We start from the raw sequence: 16,937 nt of genomic DNA, 5'->3' as shown, positions 1-16,937 counted from the left end.
GGTGCTTCCTCACTTGCTCGAGTCTCGGTTGCGGGATTGTGCATCGGCGGCGATCACCGCTCCCGCGGTCACTGCACCGACAAGAGCGCCGGCGGCCACATCGGAAGGGTAATGGACACCCAGAACCAGACGCGAAAGCAGCATCGGCGGAACCACCGCGGCAGGCACCAGCACCTGCGCGACGGGACTGCCCGCCGCCCGCCCCAGCAGAATCGCCGCAGCGGTGGTGGACGTGGCGTGACTGGACGGGAAACTCAGCCTGCTGGGGGTCCCGACGCCGACGCGGATGTCGGGGTGGCTCGGGCGCCTGCGGCGCACCACGCGCTTGATCACCACGGACGCGGCATGCGCCACGAATGCGCCGGCACCGGCTTCCAGGTAGCGGCGGCGCGCGACCTCGTCGCCACGTCGGTGCGCGGCGTAGGCGCCGGCCCCGGCGAGCGCCAGCCAGCCCAGCGAGTGCTCTCCGAAATGCGAGAGTCCGCGTGCGCCGGAGAGCACGCCGGGCCGGTCGGCGATCGCCGACTGAACGGCCACCAGCATCGCCGCCTCGCCGGTCGCGGGTTCCGGCGCGGCGATCTGATCAATCGATTCCGAAGACACGGGCCCAGCTCTCCTTGCTCACCAGATCGTCATGTGCGGCGCGGTACTCGTCCCGCTTCGCGTCGAACTCATCGCGCAAACGCTTGACGAGAGCCGCCGACTCCCTTGCCAACGACAGCATCTTGTCGCGATCACGCTGGCGGTAGACCACCCCGCGACCGTCGGCGGTGGTGACGGTGACGCCGTCGACCCGGCCGAGCGAGAACCAGCGCGCCTCGATGGGCGGATAGTTGGCCTGCGGGACGCTGTGATGCCGGGGATCGGCCGGGCGCACGTTGTTCACGACCGCCGCGGCGAGTGCCTTCACCTTCGCGACCGGGCCGGTGGGGACGTCTGCGCCCAGCGCCGTGGCCTCCCCGGTGGCGGTCGGCAGGTCGGTGGCCGAGGGAAGCACCACCGCGTCGGGGTAGCCCTTGCGGATCTGCGCCACCTTGCCCAGGGCGGTGGGCAGCAGCGACCGGATGTGCTCCGGCCCGGCGAGGAAGTCGCGGATCGCCTCGTTCTGGATGGCGACCGTGGAGTACTCCAGGCACAGGAGGTGCTTGGCGGTGGCCTTGGCCATCGACTTGAGGATGCCGTCGATGGAGCCGTCGGTGTAGATCGACGCGACCACCAGGCGGTTGCGCAGATGGAAGTACGCCTGCCAGTCGATGGCGTCGTCCTTGTCGCTCCACGCCATATGCCAGATGGCGATGCCCGGGATGGTCGCGGTCGGATAGCCCGCCCGCTCGGCACGGAGCGCGAACTCCCAGTCGTCCCACTTGATGAACAGGGGCATCGGCAGGCCGACGGTCTCCGCGACCTCGCGGGGGATCATGCACATCCACCAGCCGTTGCCCTCGACGTCGATGCGCCGGTGCAGGTTCTTGGAGTTCTCGCGATCGCTGAGCGGATACTCGGCGAAATTGTGGTCGTACTCGACGAACGGAGCGGCGGTCCACATGAACCGGTTGCGGTCGATCACCTCCCCCATGCAGTGCAGATGGCTGCGATCCTGCAGGTTCAGCATCTGACCGCCGACCAGCATCGGCGACTTGGCGAAGCGCGACATCGCGAGCGCACGCAGGATCGAGTCCGGCTCGATCATGATGTCGTCGTCCATGTACAGGATGTACGGGCTGTCGGTGAGCCGCAGCGCCTCGTACATGATGCGCGCGTAGCCGCCCGACCCACCGAGATTTCCCTGGTCGAAGATGTGCAAACGATCACCGAGGCGCTCGGCGGCGGCCGAATAGCCGTCCTCGTCGACCACCTTGCGGGTGCCCTGGTCGGGCATCAGGACGGCGTCGATCACGGCGTCGACCATCGGGTCCGAGGTCAGCGCGCTCAATGCCGCGACCGCGTCGGCCGGGCGGTTGAAGGTCGGAATGCCCACGGTGACGCGGTCGGTGCCGGCCTGTGCGGGCTCGATCGGTGCATACCACCCGGCCGAGAGGATCTCGGTGTCCGTGTCGGTGGTGATGTCGAACCAGATCCAGCCGCCGTCCTCGAACGGGCCGAGGTCGGTCTGGAACTCGAACACGCCGGTCCCGTCGTCCCCGAGCGGAACCAGATCGCCGCCGATCGCGATACGGGAGCCGTCGATCTTGGATCGGTAGAGGTCCACGCGCGCAGTGCCGCGCACCTCGACGCGCAGGACCACCGAGTCCAGGACGCTCCAGCGGCGCCAGTACGAGGCGGCGAAGGCGTTGAAGTAGGTCGCGAAGCTGATCTCCGAATCGGCGCCGAGCCGCACGCTGGTGCGGTCGGGCGCGTGGGCGCGCGAGGCGTTGCTCGGCGACTCCACGAGGTACAGCGACCGAACGTCCAGCGGTTCACCCGGACGCGGGAAGATCACGCGCTGAAGCAGGCTGACCGCTCCGGATTGCTGTGCCTGAGTCATCGGGCCGCTCCCTCGGCCAGCGGCGCACCGTCGCGCAGGTGCGGCGCCAGCGTGTTGTCGAACATGGTCAGCGCGCTGGCGATGGCCATGTGCATGTCCAGGTACTGGTAGGTGCCGAGGCGACCGCCGAAGAGCACCTTGGACGAGGCCGCCTCGGCTTTCGCCAATTCGCGGTAGGCGTTCACCATGGCGCGATCGTCCGGGGTGTTGATCGGGTAATAGGGCTCGTCGTCGTCCTTGGCGAAGCGGCCGTACTCCCGCATGATGACGGTCTTGTCGGTCGGATAGCTCTTCCGCTCCGGGTGGAAGTGGCGGAACTCGTGGATCCGCGTGAACGGCACGTCGGCGTCGTTGTAGTTCATCACCGGGGTGCCCTGGAAATCGCCGGTCGGCACCACCTCGAGCTCGAAATCGAGCGTGCGCCAGCCGAGCCGGCCCGCCGAGTAGTCGAAGTATCGGTCCAGCGGGCCGGTGTAGACGACGGGTGCGTCGGGACTCGCGGCGCGCAGCTCGTCGCGGACGTCGAACCAGTCGGTCGACAACCGCACCTCGATGCGCTCATCGGCCGCCATGTTCTCCAGCCACGCGGTGTAGCCGTCCACCGGCAGACCCTCGTAGGTGTCGTTGAAGTAGCGGTTGTCGAAGTTGTAACGGACCGGCAGACGGGTGATGTTGCCCGCCGGGAGGTTCTTCGGATCGGTCTCCCACTGCTTGGCGGTGTAGTGCTTGATGAATGCCTCGTAGAGGGGACGGCCGATCAGGCTGATCGCCTTCTCCTCGAAGTTCGCCGCCGCATCGGTGTCGACCTCGGACGCCTGTTCGGCGATCAGCGCACGCGCCTCGTCGGGGGTGAAGTAGCGGCCGAAGAACTGGGACACCAGGCCCAAGCCCATCGGGAACTGGTAGGCCTGGCCGTTGTGCATCGCGAAGACTCGATGCTGGTAGCCGGTGAAGTCGGTGAACTGGTTGACGTACTCCCACACACGCTCGTTGGACGTGTGGAACAGGTGCGCGCCGTACTTGTGGACCTCGATGCCGGTCTCCGGCTCCGCCTCCGAGTACGCATTGCCACCGATGTGGTCACGCCGTTCGACGACGAGCACTCGCTTCCCCAGTTGCGTCGCTGCGCGTTCGGCGACGGTCAAGCCGTAGAAACCCGAGCCGACCACGATCAAGTCGTAGGTGCTGTTGTTCGTCACGACTGTTCAGCCTATCGGACCGATCCTGAGTATTCCCGCAGCGAGCACGCGCGACGGCCCGCCCGGCGGTGTGAGATTCGTCCGTGAAAGAGGCCGTGAGAACCGTCAGCCCAGGCCGTCCCGCGTGGGGAAACCTAGCGCGGCGAGGCCGCCCGCGTTCAGGAAGTCGGTCAGCGACTGACCCATCAGCGCGTGCACGCCGGTGAGCGGGCTGAAGTAGATGACGCCGTTCTCCAGCACCTGCACCAGACCCGGCAGTCCCTTGCCGTCGGTGAGCAGTTCCGGTTTGGCGACGGTGCCCGTGGAGCCCTGCGAGTTGTCGCTGCGCTCCAGATTCACCTGCTTCAGATCCACCTGCTTCGCGGTGAGCTGCTTGAGCCCCTCGGTGACCAGTTTCTCCAGCATCGGGGTGACCTCGCCGACGATGCCGGTCACGTCGGGCAGTCCCACCGCCGACAGCCCGGGCACGATCTGGTTGAGGACGGCGCCCAGCGGGCTGAGGTCGAGCAGTCCCCCTCCCGGCGAGTCCGGTCCCACCTGCGGCTTGACGATCTTCGGCATCGATTTCTGGCCCCGCACGGAGAACCAGTCCGATTTCAGTTGCAGCTTGACCCGCGCGTCGTTGCCCGAGGCCTCCACCGTTCCGCCGGTGCCGGTCACCCGGACCTTGACGACGCGGCCGCCGCCTTCACCGAGACCGTTGGCCTCGATCACCTCGAAGCTCTTGAGCGACCCGACGCCGAACGCGGAGCCGATGCTCGACGCGCTGACGGTCGCGGACCACGAGTGGTCGGGTGCGATGGAGTCGCCCGCATCGCGGACGGCCGGGAAGAGTCCGCCCGCGGTGTACCCGCCGGTGGAGGCCGAGAACTCGGTGAGAGCGGGTTTGCCGTTCAACAACCGGATCTGCCCGGCGGTGGCGTCGGCGGCCCGGCTGGTCCGGGGATCCTCGCCGGAGGCGCCGTGATACATCTGGGACGCCTGGGTGTTGTCGATCTTGCGACCCGCGGCCAGTCCGGCCAACACATAGGAGCGCGCCGCGACGGCCTGCGCCTTGAGCGCCTCGAATCCGCCGGTGTCACCCCAGGACGGCATCGACTCCTTGGGGATCACACCCTTGACGTAGTCGTCCACGTGCAACTTGTTGTAGACGCCGCCCGGACCGATGCCGATGGAGCCGCGGTACTTGTCGCCCCCGTTGCAGAAGGTCAGCAGTTCCTGGTCCGGCCGGTTGGTCCCCGGGTTGATCGGGTCCACCTGCGTGGCCGGAACAGTGCTGACGACGGCGCCGCCGCAGCCGTCGGTGATCGTGGCCGTACCCCCGGACAGGCTGACCGCCTGCCCGGGAGCGACCGTCTGCGTGCCTACGCGCATTCCGGCAGCCGCATGAACACCGACCGACGCCTTCTCGCTCAGCGAGACCGTGACGTCGGGGGTGCTCACCTTCCCCGCGACTGTGTTTCCGTAGTAGTGCCGGAGGATCTGATCCGCCGACCACCCCTGCTTCGCGTAGCCGTACGCACCCCACTGGCCCAGACCGCGTCCGTGCCCGTGCCCGTGCCCGTCGAGGACGATCGGCGTGTTCGCCGCCAGGGCGACCCCGTCGGAGGAGAACACGTCGGTGCCGCCGACGACCAGACCACCCGCGAGCAACGCGGGCGCCAGGCCCAGGGCAGCGAAGGTCAGAGTTCGCTTCTTGGCTCGGCTCGGTCGAACATTCGGCACTGCACAACCCCTTATGGCGGGACCACTGCATGCGTGTGGCCCGTGTGACTAGTGGGACTCCTGTGACAGTAGTGACCGGACTGCGGACACGACAAGTTCAGACGGTCACAACCGAGTCACGCTTTTAGAACCAGCGTTCGAGGACCTGGGCGACACCGTCGTCGAGGTTCGACGAGGTCACTTCGTCGGCCGCCTCCGCCGCTGCCGGATCGCCGTGCCCCATCGCCACGCCGTGCGCCGCCCACCGCAGCATCTCGGCGTCGTTGGGCATGTCGCCGAACGCTATCGGTGCCCGTCCGTCGACGTCCGAATGCTCCACGAGCCACGCGAGCCCTGCGGCCTTGTGCGTTCCGGCCAGCGAGAACTCGATCAGGCCGGTGTCGATCGAGAAGGTGATCTCCGCAAGGTCGCCGACGCGCGGCGCCACCGCCTCCGCCATCGCGCGCGAGGACATGCTCGGCATTCGTGCCAGCAGCTTGACCGCGGGCGACGCGGCGACCTCGTCCTGGCTCACATAGACGTGATCGGGATTGAGCCAGGCGTGTTCGTAGCCCGGCGTCGCGACGAACGGCGGCGTCGCGGTGTCGTGGGCGGAGCCTCCGGCCCGCTCCGCGGCGAGCCCGCATCCCGGCAGTACGTCCGCGCAGATCTCGGCGATCCGAGCGAGTGCGCCGGGTTCGAGGGTCGCGGCGTGGAGCACCGTGTCGGCGGCGACGTCGTACACGATGGCGCCGTTGGCACAGACCGCGTAGCGCACGGCGGCGGGGGTGCCCGCGAGTTGATCGGTGATCTCGGGAATCCAGCGTGGCGGGCGACCGGTCGCCAGAACCAGTTCGACGCCGCGCTCACGGGCGCGGCGCAGCACCGAGACCGTGCGGCCGGAGATCCGGTTGTCGTCGTCGATCAGGGTGCCGTCGACGTCCGAGGCGATCATCGTCGGCGTCGGCGAGTCGGTGGTCATTCGGATCGGCTCCCCCGTTTAGCTGCGCGACGTCGCGCCTTCTCCGCTGCTTCCGCGTCCTCGATCACCAGTGCCTCCGCGGGTGTCGGCGCACAGCCGCCGAGTCTCTCCGGCAACCAATCGGCACCGGCGGGCGCCTCCGGGTACCGGTCCTGCACCCGGTGCAGAAGGACGGTCATCGTCTCGCGCAGTCGGGCCGTGCCCACGGCGGGATCCTCGTCGGCGGAGAAGGTCATCGGCGCACCGAACTCGACGTCGATCGGGATGCGATGGAATCCGATCCGGCGCTTGGCGCCCTTGGTCCATTGCCGCTGTGCGCCCCAGACGATCGTCGGGATCACGGGTACGCCGGCCTCGGCCGCCATCCGCACAGCTCCCGACTTGAACTCCTTGAGTTCGAAGCTGCGGCTGACCGTCGACTCGGGGTACACGACGATGAGTTCACCGCCGCGAAGCGCGTCGACGGCGGATCGATATGCGTCCCCGCCCGCTGAACGGTCCACCGGCACCGCCCTTGCGTGTTTGACGAGAAATCTCATGATGCCCAGGTCCATCACTTCGGACTTGATGAGGTACCGCCCGCGTCGACCGCGCCGGTGGAGCCCCAGACCGGCCGGAATGAAGTCCACGTAGCTGGTGTGGTTGATCACCACGACACCCCCGCCCGCGGCGGGAACGTTCTCGAGGCCGAAGTAGCGACGCCGAACCCCCTGCGCCAGCATGATCGATCCGGCGATCCCCTCGAGGGTTCGATAGACCGGCTCCATCGTCAGTCCGCATCTCCGGACGCCTCGCGCCGAGCCCTCTTCGCCGCCTTGGCCTCGGCATCCGCGCGGTCCATCGCGTTGGCCTCCTCGAGCGTGGGGGCACCGCCGCCGCGCGCCGCGGGCACCCAGAACTCACCCGCCGGGTACTCGCCGTAGCCGTCCTGCAGTTCGGTGAGCTTGGCCCGCATGGAGTCGAACAACCGCTGAGTCAGTTCCTCCGGCGTGCCCTCCGGCCTCAGCGGCTCGCCGACCCCGACCATGATCTTGAATCCGGTCCGGCCCAGCTGCCGCGGATGTCCCTTGGTCCAGATCCGCTGCGCTCCCCAGATGATGGTCGGGATGATGGGCGCGCCCGACTCCAGCGACATCCGCGCCGCTCCGGACTTGAACTCCTTGAGTTCGAAGCTCCGGCTGATCGTCGCCTCCGGGTAGACGCCGACCAACTCACCGCGCTTGAGGTAGTCGACGGCGTCGCGATAACTCTGCGCACCGTTGGCGCGATCGACCGGGATGTGCTTCAGGGACCGCATGATCGGTCCGCCGACGGCGTTGTCGAAGACCTCTTTCTTGGCCATGAAGCGGACGTACCGCCGCGGCTTCTGCAGGAATGCGGGAATGCCCGCGAAGGTGAAGTCGAGGTAGCCGGTGTGGTTGATGGCCACCACCCCGGGACCGTGGGCCGGCATGTTCTCCACACCGGAGATATCGAACTTCAAGCCCTGGGCGAGCCAGAGCAGACGGGCGGTGGACACGACTCCGGCGTACACGGGTTCCATGTCAACAGAGCTTAGTCACCGGCTCCGACACCGCAGGACTCCGCGAGGCGTCGTCGCCGGCTCCCGCGCTCATGCGAGCGATCGACTGATCACCAGCCGCTGGATCTGGTTGGTGCCCTCGAAGATCTGGGTGATCTTCGCTTCGCGCATGAATCGCTCCACCCGGAAGTCGCGCGTGTAGCCGTTGCCTCCGAACACCTGGACCGCGTCGGTGGTCACCTTCATCGCCGCATCCGTCGCCACCAACTTGGCGACCGACGCATTGCGCGAATACGGCAGTCCGGCGTCGCGGCGTCGCGCGGCGTCCAAGTACGTCGCCCTCGCCGAGTCGACGGCCGCGGCCATGTCCGCGAGCAGGAAGCCGAGGCCCTGGTGGTCGATGATCTTGCGGCCGAAGGTCTCGCGCTCCTTGGCGTAGGCCACCGCTTCGTCGAGGGCCGCCTGTGCGATGCCGGTCGCGACCGCCGCGATGCCGAGGCGTCCCGAGTCCAACGCACTGAAGGCGATCTGGAGTCCCTGGCCCTCCGCCCCGATCCGGCGCTCGGCCGGCACCAGCGCACCGTCGTACCGCGCGGAGGTGGTCGGCACGGCGGCCAGGCCCATCTTCTCCTCGGGGCGCCCGAAGCTGAGGCCCTCCGTGCCGTCCGCCACGAGGAAGCAGGAGATTCCCTTGGACCCCTCGCCGGTCCGGGCGAACAGGTTGTAGAAGTCCGCGACGCCGCCGTGGGTGATCCACGCCTTCTCGCCGGTGATCCGGTAGTCGTCGCCGACCGCCTCCGCGCGGCATGCCAGGGCCGCGGCATCGGATCCGGCCTGCGGTTCGGACAGACTGTACGCACCGATGCTCGCCCCGCCGAGCATCTCCGGAAGCCAGCGTTCCTGCTGTTCTCGGGTGCCGAAGGCGAACAGCGGATGACATGCCAGGCTGTGCACGCTCACTGCGACGCCGACCGCCGCCCAGCGCGCCGCGATCTCCTCGAGTACCTGCAGGTACACCTCGTACGGTTGCCCTCCGCCGCCCCACTCCTCGGGATACGGGAGGCTGAGCAGCCCGGCCTCGCCGAGCTTCGCGAACACGCCCTCCGGATACTTCTCCGCCTTCTCGTGCTCGTCGACGATCGGAGCGAGCACCTTGTCCGCGATGTCGCGCGTCAGGTCGATCAGATCGCGGGCTTCTTCGGTCGGCAGCAGGCGGTCGACGGGCACGTCGGACTCCTCGGGATTCGAAAGCGAACAGTACTGGGAACGGTTTCAGAGTACTGCCGGGCCGGCAGTACTACAAGACAAGGAGCAGTACCCCTGGTCAGTACTATCGAACCCATGTCCGCGCCGACCGATCCCGACTTCGCCACGCGACGCCGCTCGCAGTTGTTCGACGAGTTGCTCGCGATGTTCCTCGAGGAGGGCTTCGCCCACTTCACCCTCGACGCCATCGCCGGGCGCCTGCGGTGCTCCAAGTCGACGCTCTACACGCTCGCCGCCAGCAAGGGCGAACTGGTCCGCGCGACCACCATCCACTTCTTCCGCCGGGCCACCGACGACGTCGAGGCCGCCGTAGCGGAGGCCGCGTCGCCGCGCGAGAAGATCACCGCCTATCTGGAGGCGGTGGGCGACGCACTCGGCGGGGCCTCGCCTGCGTTCATGACCGATCTCGCCGCCTTCGCTCCGGCGAGAGAGGCGTACGAGCAGAACACCCGGATCGCGGCGGCGCGCGTGCGGGAGCTGATCGACGAGGGCGTCGCCACCGGCCAGTTCCGGGACGTGCACGCGGCTTTCGCCGCCGACCTGGCCGCGACCGCGATGGTCCGGATCCAGCAGGGCGACGTGCGCGCGGCCACGGGCCTCGACGACGCCGGCGCCTACCGCGAATTGGCGGCGCTCCTCACAGCGGGGATCAGCGCCTGACCCGGATCATCCGCGGCCAGGTCAGCGCCCAGGCGACCGGTCCGGCCATCGCATCCAGAAGTCCAACTCGAGCGGTCCGGTGCCGGGTTCGGCCCGGTACGGCTCGAAGTCGGTGATCCCCTCCGCGGCGAGCACGTCGTCGTCGATCAGGCACCGGCCGGTGAACTCCGCCGCGGGCTTGGTCAGGACCGCGTACGCGGCGTCGCTCATGATGTCGGCACTGCGCGCACCCCGGAGCATCTCCTCGCTGAGGAGATTGCGGACCGCCGCGGTCGCGATCGAGGTCCGGGGCCACAACGTGTTCGCGGCGATGCCGTCCGCGGCGAGCTCCCGCGCGAAGCCGAGCGTCAGGATGGTCATGCCGAACTTCGACACGGTGTACGCCGCCCCGACCTGATCGAACCATTCGGGCGCGAGGTCCACCGGGGGCGAGAAGGTCAGGATGTGCGGGTTCTCCGACTTCCGCAGGTGCTCGATCGCCGCCTTCGATAGTGCGAACGTGCCGCGCGCGTTGATGTCCTGCATGAGGTCGTACTTCTTCATAGGGATGTCGTCGGTGGCGGTGAGATCGATCGCCGATGCGTTGTTGACCACGATGTCTATGCCGCCGAACCGCTCCACCGTCTGCGCCACGGCGCCGGCGACGGACTCGTCGTCGCGGACGTCGCCCACGATCGGCAACGCCCGCCCGCCGGCCTCCTCGATCGCCGCGGCCGCGGTGTAGATGGTCCCGGGGAGCTTCGGGTGCGGCTCGGCCGTCTTGGCGAGCAGCGCGATGTTCGCGCCGTCGCGCGCCGCGCGAATCGCGACAGCCTCGCCGATGCCGCGGCTGCCGCCGGAGATGATGAGCGTCTTGCCGCGCAGTGAACCCGTTTCGGTCATGGTCGCCTTCCTGTCCACCGATCCGAGCCGTGACGGCCCAGATCGATCGTTCGTATTCGATCCGAACGTAGAAGGCTCGGACGCGTTCCGTCAATAGCCCGATCCACGCACTTCAAGCCCGTTAAAACAGACCGTCAGTCCTTTCGCGAACCGCTCCGATCGCACACGGCAGATTTAGTATCCTTAAACCCATGAACGATGATTCGCCGTCGGCCGCCACTATCGAAGCCGAGCTGGGATCGCGGATCCGAGCGGCACGCCTAGCTCAGCGGCGGACTCTCCGCGATCTCGCCGCGGCGGTCGGCGTCAGCACGGCCACGCTCAGCCTGATCGAGAACGGGCGATCCGGGCTTCGCGTGGCTCGGCTCGCCCGGATCGCCGACGCACTCGGACTTCCGCCGGCGGCGCTCCTGTGCCCCGAAGTCCCCGAACCGCCGGCTCCGGGGCCGCCCACAGCCGGCGGCATCCTGCCCGACGACGGCGACTGGCGACGGTACCGCCCACTCGTCCTCGATCCCGTTCTCGCCGCAGCGCTCGACGAGATCGTCGAAGTGGGATACCACGGCGCGACCATCCGCAGCATCGCGAACCGGTGCGGAAGCACGGTCTCGGCTCTCTACACCAGGTATGAGAACAAGCAGCACATCCTGATGACGCTGCAGGAGCTCGCCGTCAGCGCGGCGACCGACCGCGGCGCCATCGCCCGCGCGGACGGCCGGAACCCCGTCGAACGCTTCTGCTTCCTGGTGGAGCATCTGGCATTGCTGCACACCTACCGGCGCGAGCTCGCGTTCATCGGCACCAGCGAACTGCGCAGTCTCGATCCGGAGAATCGGCGCCGGATCGCCGGACGCCGCACCGATCTGCAGCACATGGTGGACGAGGAGGTCGACGCCGCCGTGCGCGCGGGGCGGTTCCACCCGGACCATCCGCACGAGGCCTCGCGCGCGGTCGTGACCATGTGCACGGCGATCTCCGGCTGGTGGCGACCGGGCGGCCCGTTGTCGCCGGAGCGGGTGGCACAGTTGTACGTCGGCTTCGCACTTGACCTGATGCGCGCCGATCCGCGATAGCGACGCCGGTCACGGCGCGACGATCTGCCCCCACCGCCGACCGTGCTCGGCGATACCCTGGAACAACAGCCCCTGCGCCACCCGAAAGGCAGCACCCCGTGCAGATCACCAGCATCGGCCACGCCGGATTCCACATCCAGACCGCAGCCGGATCGATTCTCTGCGATCCCTGGGTCAACCCCGCGTACTTCGCCTCCTGGGTGCCCTTCCCCGACAACTCCGATCTGGACTGGAAGGCGCTCGGCGACTGCGACTACCTGTACGTCTCGCACCTGCACCGCGACCACTACGACGAGCAGAACCTGCTCGAGAACGTGAACAAGGACGCGACCGTGCTGCTGCCGGACTACCCGGTGCCGGATCTGCGCCGCGAGCTCGAACGCCTCGGCTTCACGAAGTTCGTCGAGACGCAGGACTCCACGAAGCACACCGTCTCGGGACCCAAGGGCGATCTGGACATCATGATCATCGCGCTCCGCGCGCCCGCCGACGGCCCCATCGGCGACTCCGGTCTGGTGGTCGACGACGGCGAGACCGTCTGTTTCAACATGAACGACGCCCGCCCGATCGATCTCGACGTGATCGCCGACGAGTTCGGCCGCGTCGATGTGCACCTGCTGCAGTACTCCGGCGCCATCTGGTACCCGATGGTCTACGACATCCCCCGCAAGTCGAAGGCCAACTTCGCGATGCAGAAGCGCCAGCGCGGCATGGACCGCGCACGCTCGTACATCGAGCAGGTCGGTGCCACGTGGGTGGTCCCGTCGGCCGGGCCGCCGATGTTCCTGGACGACGACCTGTTCGGTCTCAACGATTTCAACACCGGCAGCGATGCCGACAAGGCCAGCATCTTCCCCGATCAGGCGGAGTTCCTGGAACAGATGCGCACGCACGGCACCGACGACGGGGTCAAACACCGCGGACTGATGATGGTCTCCGGGTCGGCGGCCGACTTCGCGGGAGACGAACTTCGCGAGATCGTGCACCCGTATCCCCCGGAGACGGTTTTCGGCGAGAACAAGAAGGCCTACCTGGAGGCGATGAAGGAGAAGTTCGCTCCGGTCATCGCCGCGCAGAAGGCCACCTGGGCCTCGCCCGACGGACCGTCGCTCCTGGAACCGCTGCGCGAGAAGTTCGAGCCGATCATGAAGCAGTCGGACCTGATCTGCGACGGCATCGGCTACCCCGTCGGTCTGGTGGTGGGAGAAGAGACGTACGTGCTCGACTTCCCCAAGCGGACGGTGCGGATGCGCGAGGACGGCGACGGCAAGTACCGGTACGGATTCCGGATCGCCCCCGAGTTGGTGCGCACGGTGCTGCGCGACGACGAACCCGACTGGGTGAACACCATCTTCCTCTCGACCCGGTTCTCCACCTGGCGGATCGGCGGATACAACGAGTACCTGTACACCTTCTTCAAGTGCCTCACCGATGAGCGCATCGCCTACGCCGACGGCTGGTTCTCCGAGGCGCACGACGACTCGGCGTCCATCGAGCTCGACGGGTGGGAGATCCAGCGCCGCTGCCCGCACCTGAAGGCCGATCTGAGCAAGTTCGGCGTGATCGAGGGCGAGAAGCTCACGTGCAACCTGCACGGCTGGCAGTGGGATCTGGCGAGCGGGCGCTGCCTGACGTCGAAGGGACACGAGCTGCGAGCACAGCGTGCCGAGCCCTAGTCCGGACGCCCCCAGCCGGTGCTATGCCGGCCGTTCACTGGCCGAGCGGAGGGCTGAGCGGCGGGAACGGTTCCAGGAGGCCGGCCTCGAGCTGTTCGGCACCCTCGGCTTCTCCTCCGTCACGGTCTCGGCGCTGTGCGCCGAGGCCGGATTGTCGCGCAGACAGTTCTACGAGGAGTACTCGAGCCGGGAGGCGTTGCTCGCCGAGGTCTACGACAAGATCCAGGAGCACGCACGCAAGACTGTCGTCGACGCGGTGCGGGCGCTCGGGGAGACGAATCCCCGCGAGGCGGCGCGCGCGGCGATGAGCGCCTACATCGACACGATCGCGACCGATTCGCGAGCTATCCGATGCTCCTTCATCGAGGTCGTCGGGGTCTCCGCCGAAGTGGAACGGCGTCGTCTCGCCGGTCGTGTGACATGGGCGCGGTTCATCGCCGACACGATTTCAACGATCCCGGGAACCACGCGCAAAGACGTCGACTACGCCGCGACTGCCTTCATCGGCGCGCTGACCTCGGTCGTTCACCGCTGGGGGACGGCACAGGAGCGTCCGGACCGGTCGGAGATCGTAGATCTGCTATCGGACATACTCGTTCACATCGCAATCGACCGCACTGACTAGTGCACACAGCCGGTTAACCGTGATAGCTTTGGCACAGGTTCTGAGACGCTAGAGTCTCACACCGCGTGCTCGGTCCGGGTGGAATCGGGGCTCTTGGGAGGGAGCTGCTCGGATCGCCGGAGGGCGCGGCGCCGGTTTGGGGGAGAATCCGCAAACTGCGCCGCGCTTTCTCTTGCCACAGGTCAGGACGGATTCAGCACACCGGTCGCGACCAGGACCGCATAACCGATGAAGGCCACGGTGTCGATCAGCGCGTGCGCCAGGACGAGCGGCCAGAGCCGCCCCGTCGCCTGATACCAGCGTCCGTACACCAGACCCATCACGAGGTTGCCCGCGCCGGCACCGACGCCCTGGTACAGGTGGTAGCCGCCGCGCAGAAGCGCGGACGACGCCAGCGCACCCCGCTCTCCGACGCCCAACTGCCGTAGCCGGGTCATGAAGTAGCCGACCACGACGACCTCCTCGGCGAACCCGTTGCCGAACGCCTTCATCGCCAGAACCGGGATCCGCCACCACAGACCGTCGTCCGGCGCCGCCACGAGCTGCGAATTCCAGCCCATCGCCTGAGAGAACGCGACCAGCGCCAGACCGGGCAGTCCGATGATCGCCGCCAGGACTGCGGCGGGCGGCACATCCGCACGCACGGGCCGCCCGAGGCCGATCCGCCGAAGGCCGATTCCGCTGCGCCACAGCAGGTACGCGCCCAACCCACCGATCGCCAGCAGGCGGACCACGCTCATCGACTGACGGATCACGTCGATCGCGGCCACCGACGAGCTCACCGGGTTGAGGGCGACCGTCGTGTCGCCGATGCCCGCGGTGAGAGCGTTCTCCGCCAACGACAGCACCGCGTACACGGCCGAGAACCCGAAGGTGAGAACGCCGACGAGGATCAGTTCGACGACGATCGCACGCCGTTCGCGGCGGTCGTCGACGCGTCCCACGGCAGGCGCGGGCGGGTGGACGAAAGCCCGCAGAAGTCCGCGGATGCCGCCCGCCTCAGAACTCACCGCTCCAACGGTAGCGGCAGCACTGAGGCGATGCGTTCAGTCCTCGCCGAAGCAGGGATGCAGGGCCAGCGAGTGAATCGCCGCGGACAGTTCCGGGATGCGGGAGACCGGGCGGGCGAACGGCATCCGCACGTCTTCATCGCGATTGCCGACCTCCACGCGGAAGGTGATGCCGAACCGGTCCAGGCGCAGCGGCCGGGCGCGCCCGCCTCGGACGTGGTCGGGCAAGCGCTGAGCGAGTTGGCAGATGAGGTCCTGGTGATCGGCGTCCAGGTGCACCAGCCAGTCGTTCTCGAACTCCCAGAACAGATCCGGACTCGCGGCGGCGAGCGCGTCCACGTCGACGCCGCCCGCCCCGGTCGACGTCGCGATGACAGCCGACTCGAGCGCCATTCGCATGAGGCTGTATCCGTGGCCCACGTCGAGCAGCTTCTCGTCCGGGTGGTCACCGGCGATCTCCACCGCCAGGTCGCGCTCGAGCCGTGCGGGCACCTCGTGAAGCGTGCCCGACAACCAGATCAGCGACCGCACCCGCTCGCGCATCCTGACCGGTGCGACGTCGATGACCTCGACCATCGCCGTGACGTCTCCGCCCTCGCGGACCAGGCGCAGCGCCGGCGTCTCGTCGGGAACCAGGAGAAAGGCGTCGCTTTCGAACAGATGGACCATCCCGACCGAATCGCACCCCTTCGGCTCGGTCGCCGCACAGTCCGGCGCACTGACCGACAGCGTTCCCGAATGAGCACGACGGCAGGCCGTCTGGATCAGTTCGGCATCGCACGGCGCGAGGATCGTGTTCACGTCCACCTCCAGGAAACGGTCTAATTAGCTAAGCCTAACTTATGCTCACCTAACCTAACCTGAGGGCTTTTCGCCGTCAACGCCCCGGCCGCACGGCCGGTTTCTCTCGACTACTGTGAAATGGTGCCCGTCTACGCTTACTTCGGCCCCGCCGGCACGTTCACCGAGATGGCGCTCGATGCCGTCCTGCGCCGACGCGGCGAGGCATCGACGGCGACCAAGATCGCGGTGAGCAATCCGCCGGCCGTCATCGATCTGATCCGCAGCGGGGGCGCGGACTTCGGCTGCGTCCCCATCGAGAGTTCGCTCGAGGGAGCGGTCCCGGCCACGATGGACGCCCTGTCGCCGAGCGCCGGCCTCCCGCGCGTCCAGGCGTACGCGGAGGCGGCTCTCGACATCTCCTTCACCGTCGCCGCGGCAACGCCCATGGACCCCGCCGACGTGCGGACCGTCGCGGCGTATCCGGTGGCCGCGGGTCAGGTCCGCCGCAGCATCGAAGAGCTGTTCCCGCGGGCCGAGGTGGTCGTCGCCACCTCCAATTCGGGCGCAGCGCGCGACGTGGCCGAGGGTCGCGCCGACGCCGCCGTGACCACGGCCGCCGCGGCGCGGATGCATGAGCTGGCGACGCTGGCCGACGGCGTCGCCGACTCCGACGACGCCGTCACCCGGTTCCTGCTGCTGGGGCCTGCGGGGCCGCCGCCGGAACCGACGGGAGCAGACCGCACGTCGGTGATTCTGGACCTTCCGAACACGCCCGGAAGCCTGGTCGCGGCGATGAACGAGTTCGCGATGCGCGGCATCGACCTGACCCGTATCGAATCGCGGCCGGTCGGCCCCGGACAGTACCGTTTCTATCTCGACGCGCGAGGCCACGTTCGGGACGCTGCGGTCGGCGAGGCGCTCCGCGCCCTGCACCGCAGTGCCGAACGTGTGGTCTTTCTCGGATCGTGGCCGGTCGACCCGCAGTTGGCCGTGACCACGGCCGCGACACCGCCCGACCACACCGAGTCACGCGAGTGGTTCCACCGTCTTCTTTCTGGAGAACTCTAAAG

At 68.1% G+C, this 16,937-nt stretch carries 16 protein-coding genes; 5 read left to right on the top strand and 11 right to left on the bottom strand.

The window, feature by feature from the left end; genetic code table 11:
- Positions 1–9: 9 nt before the first annotated feature.
- The 8 genes from ACZ5QD_RS15905 to ACZ5QD_RS15870 all read right to left on the bottom strand — a co-directional run bounded on the left by ACZ5QD_RS15905 (position 10) and on the right by ACZ5QD_RS15870 (position 9,119).
- Positions 10–603, bottom strand: a complete 594-nt coding sequence (locus tag ACZ5QD_RS15905) for a phosphatase PAP2 family protein (RefSeq protein ID WP_006897131.1) — start codon at positions 601–603, stop codon at positions 10–12.
- A complete protein-coding gene (locus tag ACZ5QD_RS15900) occupies positions 584–2,485 on the bottom strand; it encodes a glycosyltransferase (RefSeq protein ID WP_222111341.1) in 1,902 nt (633 codons plus the stop codon). The genes ACZ5QD_RS15905 and ACZ5QD_RS15900 overlap by 20 nt, the downstream gene beginning before the upstream one ends.
- Positions 2,482–3,684 carry a UDP-galactopyranose mutase gene (gene glf, locus ACZ5QD_RS15895; RefSeq protein WP_464366929.1) on the bottom strand — a complete coding sequence of 401 codons (1,203 nt, stop codon included), beginning with the start codon at positions 3,682–3,684 and terminating at the stop codon, positions 2,482–2,484. Before glf ends, ACZ5QD_RS15900 begins: the two co-directional genes overlap by 4 nt.
- Before the next feature lie 105 nt (positions 3,685–3,789).
- Positions 3,790–5,409: a SpoIID/LytB domain-containing protein gene (locus ACZ5QD_RS15890; RefSeq protein ID WP_006897134.1), complete on the bottom strand. Its 1,620-nt coding sequence runs from the start codon at positions 5,407–5,409 to the stop codon at positions 3,790–3,792.
- 124 nt (positions 5,410–5,533) lie between these two features.
- Positions 5,534–6,370, bottom strand: a complete 837-nt coding sequence (locus ACZ5QD_RS15885) for an HAD family hydrolase (RefSeq protein ID WP_222111344.1) — start codon at positions 6,368–6,370, stop codon at positions 5,534–5,536.
- On the bottom strand, positions 6,367–7,137 hold the full coding sequence (locus ACZ5QD_RS15880) for a lysophospholipid acyltransferase family protein (RefSeq protein WP_006897136.1): 771 nt from the start codon (positions 7,135–7,137) through the stop codon (positions 6,367–6,369). The genes ACZ5QD_RS15885 and ACZ5QD_RS15880 overlap by 4 nt, the downstream gene beginning before the upstream one ends.
- A 2-nt stretch (positions 7,138–7,139) precedes the next feature.
- On the bottom strand, positions 7,140–7,913 hold the full coding sequence (locus ACZ5QD_RS15875) for a lysophospholipid acyltransferase family protein (RefSeq protein ID WP_006897137.1): 774 nt from the start codon (positions 7,911–7,913) through the stop codon (positions 7,140–7,142).
- Between the two features lie 69 nt (positions 7,914–7,982).
- Positions 7,983–9,119, bottom strand: a complete 1,137-nt coding sequence (locus ACZ5QD_RS15870) for an acyl-CoA dehydrogenase family protein (RefSeq protein ID WP_006897138.1) — start codon at positions 9,117–9,119, stop codon at positions 7,983–7,985.
- Between the two features lie 114 nt (positions 9,120–9,233).
- Between ACZ5QD_RS15870 and ACZ5QD_RS15865 the strand changes: the two genes are divergently transcribed.
- Complete coding sequence (locus ACZ5QD_RS15865; RefSeq protein ID WP_006897139.1) at positions 9,234–9,818, top strand: TetR/AcrR family transcriptional regulator; 585 nt, start codon at positions 9,234–9,236, stop codon at positions 9,816–9,818.
- 21 nt (positions 9,819–9,839) lie between these two features.
- On the opposite strand, the gene ACZ5QD_RS15860 is transcribed toward ACZ5QD_RS15865, so the two are convergent.
- A complete protein-coding gene (locus ACZ5QD_RS15860; RefSeq protein ID WP_006897140.1) occupies positions 9,840–10,700 on the bottom strand; it encodes an SDR family oxidoreductase in 861 nt (286 codons plus the stop codon).
- A gap of 191 nt (positions 10,701–10,891) precedes the next feature.
- Between ACZ5QD_RS15860 and ACZ5QD_RS15855 the strand changes: the two genes are divergently transcribed.
- The 3 genes from ACZ5QD_RS15855 (at position 10,892) to ACZ5QD_RS15845 (ending at position 14,074) form a co-directional block, all read left to right on the top strand.
- A complete protein-coding gene (locus ACZ5QD_RS15855) occupies positions 10,892–11,773 on the top strand; it encodes a helix-turn-helix domain-containing protein (RefSeq protein ID WP_006897141.1) in 882 nt (293 codons plus the stop codon).
- Positions 11,774–11,871: 98 nt separating this feature from the next.
- Entirely contained in the window at positions 11,872–13,449 is a 1,578-nt protein-coding gene (locus tag ACZ5QD_RS15850) for an MBL fold metallo-hydrolase (RefSeq protein ID WP_006897142.1), read from the top strand.
- Positions 13,436–14,074, top strand: coding sequence for a TetR/AcrR family transcriptional regulator (locus tag ACZ5QD_RS15845; protein ID WP_062367829.1), 639 nt, complete (start codon positions 13,436–13,438; stop codon positions 14,072–14,074). Before ACZ5QD_RS15850 ends, ACZ5QD_RS15845 begins: the two co-directional genes overlap by 14 nt.
- A gap of 182 nt (positions 14,075–14,256) precedes the next feature.
- Here ACZ5QD_RS15845 and ACZ5QD_RS15840 read toward each other — a convergent pair whose 3' ends face one another.
- Complete coding sequence (locus ACZ5QD_RS15840; RefSeq protein WP_006897144.1) at positions 14,257–15,084, bottom strand: CPBP family intramembrane glutamic endopeptidase; 828 nt, start codon at positions 15,082–15,084, stop codon at positions 14,257–14,259.
- Between the two features lie 36 nt (positions 15,085–15,120).
- Positions 15,121–15,891 (bottom strand): DUF2470 domain-containing protein, encoded by a 771-nt coding sequence (locus tag ACZ5QD_RS15835; RefSeq protein ID WP_006897145.1) that lies wholly within the window; start codon positions 15,889–15,891, stop codon positions 15,121–15,123.
- A 114-nt stretch (positions 15,892–16,005) separates the two neighbouring features.
- Between ACZ5QD_RS15835 and pheA the strand changes: the two genes are divergently transcribed.
- On the top strand, positions 16,006–16,935 hold the full coding sequence (gene pheA / locus ACZ5QD_RS15830) for a prephenate dehydratase (protein ID WP_006897146.1): 930 nt from the start codon (positions 16,006–16,008) through the stop codon (positions 16,933–16,935).
- The last annotated feature ends 2 nt before the right edge of the window (positions 16,936–16,937 follow it).

It is taken from the genome of Gordonia sp. J1A, from assembly GCF_055393515.1.
Note: the sequence above shows the minus strand (reverse complement) of the source record. Positions and strands in the feature narration are given on the sequence as shown.